The organism is Streptomyces sp. NPDC005728 (assembly GCF_040630895.1).
Lineage (GTDB): Bacteria > Actinomycetota > Actinomycetes > Streptomycetales > Streptomycetaceae > Streptomyces.
This window is the reverse complement of record NZ_JBEXYL010000172.1, coordinates 1-10538: the sequence shown is the minus strand read 5'-3', so window position 1 is coordinate 10538 and position 10538 is coordinate 1. Positions and strand designations below refer to the sequence as shown.

Below are 10538 nucleotides of genomic sequence, written 5' to 3'. Positions count from 1 at the left end.
GCAAGGCGTACGCCTCGACCACCGCCGATCAGCAACAACGACCTCAAAGTGAACCCGATAGGAGAAGAGGTGCAGTGTGATGACAAGTGCTTGTCCCAGCACTGCCCGGTGCGGCCGACGGACAGACGGACGCCGAACTGCGCTGCCAGGGTGGCGAATTGCTGGCTGGTGTACTGACAGCCGCGGACGCTCTCCTGAATGTCAACCTCTCTGGATTGGTCGGTTCGGGGTGCTGTCTTTCTTGATCAGGTAGTAGGCCTCGCGGGCGACGTACCGTTTGAGGCAACGGATGATCTCCATCTTCGACTTGCCCTCGCTGGTGCGGCGTTCGACGTACTTCTGGGTGTCCTCGTCGTAGTGCAGGCGGCAGACGACGGCCATGTGGAGGGCGGAGTTGGCCTGGCGGTCGCCTCCGCGGTTGAGACGGTGACGCTGGATCTTCCCGGAGGAGGCGGGCAGCGGGGCGACGCCGCAGAGTTTGGCGAAGCGGGATTCGTCGGTGACCCGTTCGGGGTTGTCGCCGCAGGTGACCAGGAGCTGGGCGGTGTTCTCGATGCCGAAGCCGGTCCGTTCCAGTAGTGAGGGGGGCCAGTTCACGGACCAGAGGCTCGATCATCGCGTCGAGATCGGCGATCTCGTCGTTGAGTTCCAGGTAGCGGCGGGCCAGGGACTTGATCGCGATGCGGGTCGCCGAGACGGGGTCGCGGAAGGCGGTCTCGTCCGGTCGCCAGGCCGCGCAGGTGCGGATCAGTTGCATGCGGGTCAGGTTCCGGACCTGGTCGCGGAGTTCCTCGGGTGCGGAAATGATCTGGCAGCGGAGCATCTGCAGGGCGACGCGGCGGGCTTTGACGGCGGTGGAGCGGGCGATCCGCAGGACGCGTAAGGACTCGACCATGCCGGTGCGGGTCTTGGGCGTGATGCCCCGGTTGCCGGCCAGGGCTGCGTGGGCGGCGTTCTCGGCGTCGAGGGTGTCGTCCTTGCCGCGGCGGCGCCGGTCGGAGCGGTCGGGCCGGTTGACCTCGAGGATCTCGATGCCGGCCTGTTGCAGGTGGCGCAGGAGTCCGGCGCCGTAGGAGCCGGTGCCTTCGATACCGATGCGGCGGACGTCGCCGAAGGTGCGCATCCAGGCGAGCAGGGCGCGGTAGCCGGCGCGGGTGGTGGAGAACGCTTCGGTGTCCAGGACGTGGTCGTCGGTGTCGATCACGGCGGCGACGTGCAGGTCTTTGTGGGTGTCCACGCCGCCGATGACGACGCGGGAAGTGGGTGGGATGCTGGCCATGTCGGCCTCCTCGCGGACGAGAGCGCGGTGGGTCGGCGCGCGTTCACCGAGGCGGCGGACAAGACAGTGATGGGACCTTGGCCAGGCTCTCCTTAAGTCACTCCCGTCGGCGAGGCGAGCGCCTCGCCGGGATGCTCCCGGGCCACCAACAAGTCCGAGGAAGGACAACGTCGTCGATCGGAGTGCGGGTCAGGAGACCGCGAGAGCATCCCGGCACCGGCATCCTGGCGCGTCCATCGCTGTGCGGGTCAAGAGGCCCGGAACATCCGGCACTTCACATACTCACTATCGGAGTGATGTATCAACTCGCCCTGGCTGTGCGGGATTCCGTCCCGGTTGCGCTGCCACAGGGCCATATCCAGGGCGTCCAGGACGAGCCGGGTCTCCTTGGTGACGGCGGCGGACCAGCCGACGATCCGGCGGGAGAAGGTGTCCACGACGAACGCGATGTAGACGACCCCGGAGAAGGTCTTCACGTGGGTGAAGTCGGCGACCCAGCAGCGGTTCGGTGCCCTCGCGACAAAGTCGCGGTCCACCAGGTCCGGGGCTCGCTCCGCGCTCGGGTCCGGGATCGTTGTGATCACGCGCTTGCCGCGGACCGCGCCGGCGATCCCCAGTTCGCGCATCAGCCGTTCAACGGTGCACCGGGCCACCGCGTGCCCCTGCCGGTTCAGCTCTCGCCAGACCTTCCGGGCCCCGTAGACACGGAAGTTGGTGTCGTAGACCTTGCGGATCAGCTCCTTGAGTTCGGCGTCCCGAAGCTGCCGGGCCGACGGGGCGGCCTGGCGCTTCTTGAACGCGTAGTAGGTGGACGGGGCGATCTTGCAGTCGTGCTCGGTCAGCACGCGGCAGATCGGCTCGACACCGCCGAAGCGGTCCCGGTACTCGTCGATGAAACTCACGAGCGCGTGTGTGGCCGGTCGAGCTCGGCCGCGAAGAAACTCGCCGCGGCCTTCAAGATCTCGTTCGCCCGCCTCAGCTCGGCGATCTCCTTCTTCATCGCCTTGATCTGCGCGGATTCCTCCGTCGTCGTCCCCGGCCGGGCCCCGTTGTCGATCTGGTCCTGGCGGACCCACTTGCGCAGCGTCTCGGTCGTCCCGATGCCCAGCTTCGCCGCGACCGCTTTCATCGCGGCCCACTCTGTGTCGTACTCCGGACGTACCTCGGCGACCATGCGGACCGCTCGTTTACGCAGCTCAACGGGGTAGGGGGAAGGGCGTGCCATGACTCGATCCTCTCAAATGATCGAGTCCCTATCGAACCCGGAACGGTTCACCTCGCCGCACTCGAGCTGGCCGCTTGATTGTCAGCCGGTTTGCCGATTTCCCAACGGAGTCCTTCAGGGAGAAGAGCAGTCAAGTGACTGGCTGCGTGCGTGCAGTCCGGGTTTCTACTTGGACTCCGGTGGCGGTTGCGCCAGGTGCGCGCTCAGCCTCTGAGAGTGGAGGTTTCGGCTTGGCTGCCGGTGGCAGGGGACGCTCGGCACCAGGCGCTTTACTGCTGTGGAAGGGGCGCAGCGGCTGCCACCAGGCGGGGGCCTGCCGCGCCGATGGTGCGCGATTTGACTGGTGCCCGCGGCGCTCAGCCTCATCGTCCTGGATATGCGCCTGTGGCCGGGAGCGGGCGCTCCACTGCCGCTTGGCTCGGTGGGAGGGCGCGCCATGGCTTGGCGAGGCTATGGGGACATGCAGGAGCAGCGCAAAGCCGCCGTCCGGGGTCGGTTGTGCGGTCACGGTGGCGGCGAGCGGTGCAGCGCGTTCGCGGAGTCCCGCAATGCCGCTGTTTTCGCCGCCTGTGTTGTGGGCTGCGACGGGCGGGGCGGCGTTGCGCACGGCAACCTGCAGACAGTGCCGGTCGGCGTCGACTCTGATGTCGATGTCCGAGCCCGGCGCATGGCGCGCGGTGTTGGTGAGTCCCTCCTGGACGCAGCGGTAGGCGAGTTCAAATGCCGGGCGGTGTTCCGGAAGGAGTTCTCCCGTGACGTGCCACTGGACTGCGGTGCCGGTCGTCTGTGTCTGCTGGACGAGCTCCTTGACGTGCTTCAGCCAGGAACGTTCGGATTCGGGGTCCGATTTCCAGGGCTGGACGCCATCGTCCGGCTCGCTGTACAGAAGTCTTAGCAGGTCGCGTAGTTCCGCCATGGCGCGGCGGCCGAGCCCTCCGATGAGGATTGCCGTCTCCCGAGTGGTCGGGTCATCCGCCGAACGTATTTCAAGCGCACCGGCGTGGATGACCATCAGGCCTACGTACTGTGCCACGACGTCGTGCAGGTCCTGTGCGAGACGGGCGCGTTCTTCCAGGCATATGTTGCGTGCCTGAAGTGTGCGCTCGCGGCGGAGGCGTTCGGAGAGATCCCTTTCGCTGCCGATGATCATCCGGTGGGTCCTTATCCCTACCCCCACGAAGAATGGGATCGTGACCATCGGAGTGACGAAGCTGGTGTAGTTGTACACAAGAAGAGCCATCGGGGGCAGGTGGGGGATGAACCCGTGGTACGGGGCGTGGATGGGGTTGACGAAGGGGATTGCTGACCCGATCGGGACGAAGAAGAGTGCCCACCGATAGCGGGCCTGGACAACCAGCGTGTAGAGCGCGACCGGGTACAACAGACATATTCCATGCAGCCACAGGTCGGCGGTGGTTAGGGACGCCGCCACCAGGGGGTGGCTCCGCCGGATCACCATGGACAAAGAGGCGAGTGCGGCGACACTGAGGATGATCGCACGGTTGCTGGTGATCATCCCCACGGTGGCGAACCGGGGGTCTGCTGCGCTCCACATGGGAATGATGATCAAGTGCACGATGGCTGCGTACAGCAGGGCGGTCACGCACAGGGCCATGTCGTAGGCCAGGCTGACGCGTTGGGGCCGCGGATCGCTGATGCGGCGGCGGTGGGCTCCGGGAGGCGTGGCCGTCGTGCCGGCGATATCGGTCTTTTGCCGTGGCAGCGTTTCGGAATGCTGCCCATCAGTCCGTATGTGCCTCCGCTGCTCGTCTGGAGGGGACGGGTCCTGGGCCATCTCTACCCCGTTCGTACCTTCTGGGCGCGCCATAATGCTCGGTGGTGTGCGGTACGCCAACGGGCCTGACTGGCGTTCAATGCCTCGCGAAAATGTTTGCTTTCGTAGAAAAACCGTGGCCGGGGGCCCGACGCACTGAGCCGGGTGCATACTCGAAACCGTAGGGATGCCGCAGCTGGAGAGGCGAATATGCGGAGCCTCACGGCATCCGCGTCCCGCGAGGCAGTCCGCCCGCCCAGAGCAGGTGCGCAAAAGCAGACGGGGCTGCCATCTGTCCTTGCGGCAGACATGCTGCACCCTCGACGTTCCAAGGCCGTGGCTGCTGAGAATGGCCACGCGGTGCCGGGACGGAGCTCGCGGGTGCAGAGGCGGGCCGTTGCGGCGCTGTGGTCTGGGATGGTCCTCTCCTGTCGGCTGGAAGGGACGGAGAAAGGCAGGAAAGCGGATGCCTATCGCGCGCCGAGATCAGCATGAGGCATCCCGGCGGCCGCGGCTCATGGTGAACCGACGGCGAGAGAAACCGCGACCTGAGCCCGCTCACGGGGTCTTTGACGCGCCCAGCACCGACCCCGGGCAGGGACCGTCGGCCGCACGGAGAGCGCCGACCACACATCGCCGGCAGGTCGCGGACCCCCGACCGAGCAACCGCAGCCGCGCCTACGACATAGCTTTCGCCACGGTGGCCGTCTCGTACTCGCTCATTGAGCAGTTGGTCATCGTCCCGATGTGGATACAGGCGGATCCACGCTTCGGGACGGAGTCGATCGTGACGAACGACCGACGTGTCATCGTCGCCGTTGCTGTGCTGGCCTCGCTCTCGATGGTCTTCCGCCGGCGCTTTCCGGTGGCCGTCGCGGCGCTTGCCGAGTTGGCTGGGTGGTGCCACGGCAATGCGCTGCTGTTTTCGGTGGCGATCTACACACTCGTGGTGCAGGGACGCTATCGATGGGTGGCGTTCTTTAGCGTCACCATCAGTGTCGTACCGTTCATCAACCCTATCCGAGCGCCGTTTTACGCTTTCTATCCTGACATGCCGTTCCTGGCGCAGCTGCTGTATGCGCTCACTATCTACGGGATATTCGGTGTGGGGCTAGCCGTGTTCATCGGCACCACGGTGCGCACCCATCGGATGATCATCGGGAGTCACACGGAGCGAGCCGAGCAGCTGCGCCGTGAGTGGATGCAGCGGGCGCGCAGCATCAGGTTTGAAGAGCGGGCTCGTCTGGCACGGGACCTGCACGCCATTGTGACGGAGCACGTGGAGCAGATCGTCGGCCACGCGGGGACGCTCAAGGCCCGGTCCGGAGGCAGGCTCGAGGTCGCACAGACCGCTGGGCTCATGGAGGACCTGGGCCGCAAGTCCATGACAGAACTCAATGACCTGCTGAACGTGCTCCGCTCGGGTGCCGACGGCGTGGAGTCGGGCTGGGGACTGGACGAGCAAGCAGACCGAGCTCTGCAGGCCAAGGTGGAGGAGCTGGTCAGCCAGACACGGTCGATAGGAACAGCCATCCACTGGCAACTGAAGGGCGAACTGGGCCCCGTCCATCGACCGGCCTACGAACTCGCCTACCGCTGCATCCAGGAGGGGCTGACCAATGCCAGACGGCATGCACCGGGTGCGCAGGTCGACATCACGGTGAACGCGCGCCCAAAGGAGCTGTGCATCACCGTTCACAACGGCGCGACGACGATGCCACCCCGCACTCACGAAGGCGGAGGCTACGGGCTGGCGGGCCTCAAGAGGCGCGCGGCTGAGCTGCAAGCGACACTCATTGCGCGTCCGACCCGGAGGGGCGGGTTCGAACTCGTCCTGCGAGCACCCACCAATACCGCGCCCCAGGATGACGCCCGTCGCTCGCACCGGAGGTTGCCCAAGAAGCTCCGTGGCACCATAAGAACCGTGAACACCTCAGACCGTCGTCCCGTGGCTGATTGACTGCTCCCCTCCCTGAAGGACCCCGTTGCTGATCTCTCATTTCGAGGGGCGGGTGAGGAGGCGGGATAGGTGGGTGGTGCGGGTGCGCTCGGGGCGGTGGCCGTGATGCCAGGCGTCGATTCGGATGAGGTTGATGGCAGTGGCGGCGAGGCAGTGGCCCAGGTGAGTGGCGGTCGCGGTGCGGTAGCGGGTGCGGCGTGCGTGGGTGCGGTGGACGATCTGGCAGACGGTGGCCTCGATCCCGGCGCGTGGGCGGTAGCGTTCCCGCCAGGGAGATTTGAGAGATCAGCAACGGGGTCCTGAAGGGAGGGGATTCCAGCCTTCAGGGTTGAGCGGGGATGTACGGCTCAGGCTGCCCCCTGGGCCGGCAGCCCAGGCAGTCTTACGCCCTCAACACCGTCCGGGGTCAGACCAGCCCGGATGAGCATCACGCGGGCGGAGTTCTTGTCCCGGGGGATACGACTCCGCATGCGGTGCAGGCATACGCTCGTTCTGAGAGAGATAGTGCGTGCTCGGTTCTCGCTCGCCACTGCGCACAGTCCATGGTGGTGTGCGCGGGGTGCACCAGGCGGATATCCCGCCCGTGCTCGCGGCCCATCTCGATCAGCACCTTCTTGGTGACGCCGATGGCGGCGTCGGCTGCCTTGCGGGCCAAGGTGGACTTCGCGAGGAACTTCGGCCCAAAGTCCTCCACCGCCACGGCGTCGTGGCCGCGCATCACGGACGTCGCCCACTTGCGGGCGACGTCCTCACGCTGCCGGTCCACATTCTTGTTCAGCTTCGCGGCCCGCGTCTGCGCGATGCGATATCCCTTCGACGCGGGCTGTCCCTTCGGGCACCGGCGGCGGGCCATCATGCGCTGGTAACGGGCAAGTCATTGCGCGGCCTTGCGGCCCTTGCGAGTGATCGCCGCTGCTCCAGCGCTCGGAGGATCAGCTGCACCACTTGGCCCCATGCAGCAGTGTCAGTGGCCCCGGCGGACGGGAAACCTGCTGGCCGCTGCCGAAGTCCGTGTGGATGCCGCACGCGTCCGCTGACCTTCCGTATCGGCCGGCTTGATGCTGGCGCGCCAGCACAGACGATCCAGGCGAGGAGCGTTGAACGCCATGCTGCCCTCTCACGTACCTTCCTCAGAGTGCGGCATCACGCCCTGACCACAGCAGCGGCGCCGCTCAGCCACCTGACCCAGGGAGGAAGCCATCAAGAAGTGGGTCAGCTGGAATCGGCACAATGGCGGCCGACGCCTGCCGATCAGGAAAGAGCCGCATATGCGGGCCGCGCCCACAATGGAAGCGGGGCACGGGCAGATCGGCCCGGTAGGGCGGTCCCGGGCCCCGAGCGGCCGGTCCAGGACAGTAGACGCTGCGCCGGCCGCCCTCATCGCGGCAGGCAACCTTGTTCTTCTGCTCGTGGCACTGCCCCGGTGGGTCACCACACACGCCTTGCTCACGGCCATGGTGCCCAGCGGGCTGCCACTCGTGGTGACAGCGGCCGTCTCAGCGGGAGCGGCTGCAGGCATCTATCTCCTCAACGTCCGCGGCCGTGCCGTCTGGGGCATCCTCGCCGCAGCCGCCGCCGGCCTGGCGTGCCTGGCAGCCGCCCTGCACGCCGCAGCGGCCGAATCGACCGTGCCGGCCGGTGTGCGGTTTCTTGCAACACTCGCCCTGACGGTCATGCCCGTCGCCGTCATGCCGCTGCTGGGCGCCTGGTCGGCGCGGCTTGAAGGCCTGCCTGCCCTTGACACACAGGACAATGGGCACCGCACCAGCCTGGACCAACATCTGCTGGCGAGGGTCGCCGCGCTTGAGGCACAGTCCGCCCAATCGCAAGCTCGTCACCGCGCGCTCGCCCAGTACCTCGGGCTGATCGTGATTCAGGCCGGTGCCCTGGAGGTGAACGGCGCCAATATCTCCAAGACCCAGGCCGGAACCATGATCGGTGATCTGGGCCGGCGTGCCATGCTGGAGGTACGCAGTTTGGTCAATGTGCAGTACATTCTTGAAGGTAGCTGCCCGAACACTGCGGACGACATCGTCACCGAGGCCTGGGAAAAGGATGTCGAGGACCTGGTTGCCCGTGCCCGGCTGGCCGGCGCCGTTGTGTCCTGGGCCTCCACAGGCCGTCTCACCTGTGCTGGTGCCACTGCCAACAATGTGGCCTATCGCGTCATTCAGGAAGGCTTGTCACACGCCCAATGCAGCTGCGCGAAACCCTCCATCGAGCTCGATGTCACGGCCACCCCCGACACAGTGACGGTGTGCCTGCGCAGCAGCGCACCAGCGAACGAACCTCAGACCCGTGCGCCTCGCCCCGGTCAGGGGCTGACAGGGCTCCAAGCCCGCCTGGCGGCCATGGGAGGCGAGCTGACCGTCACTGCAAATGCGAGGGACGCCCTGCAGTTGAATGCCACCATCCCCACAACTCGACCTATCCCGAAAGGTGCCCCCTCGCCTGCCGCCCGTTCCGTCGACGGCAGTTGATCTGGAACGCAGGGAGCATGCGATGCTTGGGTGCGAGCGGCTCCGAACCGCCCCAGAACACCGAACGGATGGCATGGCGGCTGGCGGGCAGTTGTCCCTCTCCGTGCCTGGCCTTCGAGGCCGTCCTCCCCTTTCGGGTCCCGGTTCCGCCTGGTGATCTGCGCGCATGTTGGGTGAGGCGAAAAGCCCTGGTGCCACGCATGGCGTTATAGCCCTGGAGAGTGTCCGCCGCACCGTCGCTTCCCGCCTGCCCCATCTGGAGTGAGAGCCCGGGAACCCGGGGTCCGACTTCCTCAGTCCCCTACCCCCTCGTGGGCGAGGACGTAGTCGCGCAATGCCCTGGATTCCGTTCGCGGAAGGCGTGGTCGCCCGCGAAGCGTGGGTGCAGGGGATATGGCAGCCATCATGAGTGCGGTCAGCGGCCGGTCGCGCGCCGGGCGGCCCGGCAGGCTGCGATGAGTGCTGTGAGCTGAGAGTTGAACCCCTCAGCCTCCTGGAGGGCCGCGTCCGACATCGGGACGGAGCGGCCACCCCCATCAGTCGTGCGCCCCGGGCAGACACCCGCGCACACCCACACCTTGATCGGCTACACCACGAGAAGGGGAACGATCCGACATCGAGTCATCGGAGGCGTAGCCGAGGGCTGGAAGCCCGGTAATGTGCCTGCACAGAGCCTCCAGGTGGTCAAGGAGGGCGGCACGGCACGCCTGTTCGGGGTAAACGTGCAGAAGCCCGCGACCCTGGAGCGGCTGTGCAGCCTCGATCCGGCGCAATCTCCTGAATGATCCACAGTGGCCGGGTGAACGCCCGCCCCCAACTGGTTCCGTTTGTGGAGCCGCTTTCACAATTACTACACACGGCGTGCAAAGATGCCATCGCCTGGAAGATGTATCGGCATAGAGGGGAAGAACATTGAAATCAAGAAACCTGAGCCGCAAGCGAAGCCGCGCCACCATAGTCACGGCGGCGGCCGCCTCGGTGGCCGTCGGCACTGCTCTGCTGCCCGGCTGGACCGCGGGCGCGGCGGTCACCAACTACCCGACGGTGGACCCGACGACCAAGGCCACCTTCCAACGTTTGGCTGACGCGGTCTTCACCGACCGCACACAAGCCCTCGTGGACGACCCCAAGAGCGGGGAAAAGGAGCGACACCAGCAGCGGACGTCCGTTTTCTCCGGCAACGTCAGGCTGTCTGCCTCACAGTCGCTCGCGGAGCGTTCTGCGCTGACCGAACTGCGCGGCCGCCAGTCCCGCCTCGCCAGGCTGGGCGAGAAGTACAGCGACGGCAACACCCGGGTCACGCTGGACGCGACGCGGGTGACCGGCCGCACCGCCAAGACGGACGTCACCGAGACCACGACGCTGACCTACGCGAAGGCCACGGGGAACGAGCCGAAGACCACCGGCTTCCAGGCCCATCACGAACTGACGTTCAAGGCCGACCGGCAAGGAACCTGGCAGCTGACCAACGTCAAAGACACCGACAACGGCTACATCGCCGTGAACCAGGTGGCCAAGCAGCTGACCGTCGCCGTCACGGCCGACACCGCCGACGACAGCCCGCCCGAGGCGCCCCGCGCGACGACCTCCTGGCCCGCGCCAGCCAACCGGAAGACGCTCACCGGCGGCACCTACGACTACAAGGCCATGGTGGCGTACGCGACCAAGTACTGGAAGAACTACAACACCAGCTACCCGGACTACAACGGGCAGGGCGCAGGCGGTGACTGCACCAACTTCGTCAGCCAGTCCCTGAAGGCGGGCGGCTGGAAGCACGTCCCCGGCTACACGTACGACTTCCACAAGTGGTTCGGCAACGC

Annotated in this window: 7 protein-coding genes and 3 pseudogenes; 4 read left to right on the top strand and 6 right to left on the bottom strand. The window is 66.5% G+C overall.

The features are described from left to right. Window positions 1–201: 201 nt before the first annotated feature. From ABZ471_RS45720 to ABZ471_RS45705, 4 genes and pseudogenes are all read right to left on the bottom strand, one after another. Window positions 202–1279: pseudogene (locus tag ABZ471_RS45720) on the bottom strand (IS110 family transposase). A 248-nt stretch (window positions 1280–1527) separates the two neighbouring features. Beyond that, entirely contained in the window at window positions 1528–2181 is a 654-nt protein-coding gene (locus ABZ471_RS45715; protein WP_359075079.1) for an IS3 family transposase, read from the bottom strand. Beyond that, window positions 2178–2504, bottom strand: coding sequence for a transposase (locus ABZ471_RS45710; RefSeq protein WP_100828799.1), 327 nt, complete (start codon window positions 2502–2504; stop codon window positions 2178–2180). Before ABZ471_RS45710 ends, ABZ471_RS45715 begins: the two co-directional genes overlap by 4 nt. A gap of 130 nt (window positions 2505–2634) precedes the next feature. After that, on the bottom strand, window positions 2635–4107 hold the full coding sequence (locus ABZ471_RS45705) for a histidine kinase (RefSeq protein ID WP_359075078.1): 1473 nt from the start codon (window positions 4105–4107) through the stop codon (window positions 2635–2637). A gap of 871 nt (window positions 4108–4978) precedes the next feature. Between ABZ471_RS45705 and ABZ471_RS45700 the strand changes: the two genes are divergently transcribed. Continuing rightward, window positions 4979–6238, top strand: a complete 1260-nt coding sequence (locus ABZ471_RS45700) for an ATP-binding protein (protein ID WP_359075077.1) — start codon at window positions 4979–4981, stop codon at window positions 6236–6238. A gap of 36 nt (window positions 6239–6274) precedes the next feature. On the opposite strand, the pseudogene ABZ471_RS45695 reads toward ABZ471_RS45700, so the two are convergent. Next, window positions 6275–6502: pseudogene (locus ABZ471_RS45695) on the bottom strand (transposase); the annotation flags it as partial. Window positions 6503–6585: 83 nt separating this feature from the next. Further along, a pseudogene (locus tag ABZ471_RS45690) lies at window positions 6586–7133 on the bottom strand (transposase); the annotation flags it as partial. A 547-nt stretch (window positions 7134–7680) separates the two neighbouring features. Here ABZ471_RS45690 and ABZ471_RS45685 point away from each other — a divergent pair. The 3 genes from ABZ471_RS45685 to ABZ471_RS45675 form a co-directional block, all read left to right on the top strand. After that, entirely contained in the window at window positions 7681–8718 is a 1038-nt protein-coding gene (locus tag ABZ471_RS45685) for a hypothetical protein (protein WP_359075076.1), read from the top strand. 578 nt (window positions 8719–9296) lie between these two features. Continuing rightward, on the top strand, window positions 9297–9503 hold the full coding sequence (locus tag ABZ471_RS45680; protein WP_359075075.1) for a hypothetical protein: 207 nt from the start codon (window positions 9297–9299) through the stop codon (window positions 9501–9503). A gap of 127 nt (window positions 9504–9630) precedes the next feature. Next, window positions 9631–10538: amidase domain-containing protein (locus ABZ471_RS45675; RefSeq protein ID WP_359075074.1), on the top strand; the 908-nt coding region annotated here is incomplete at its 3' end.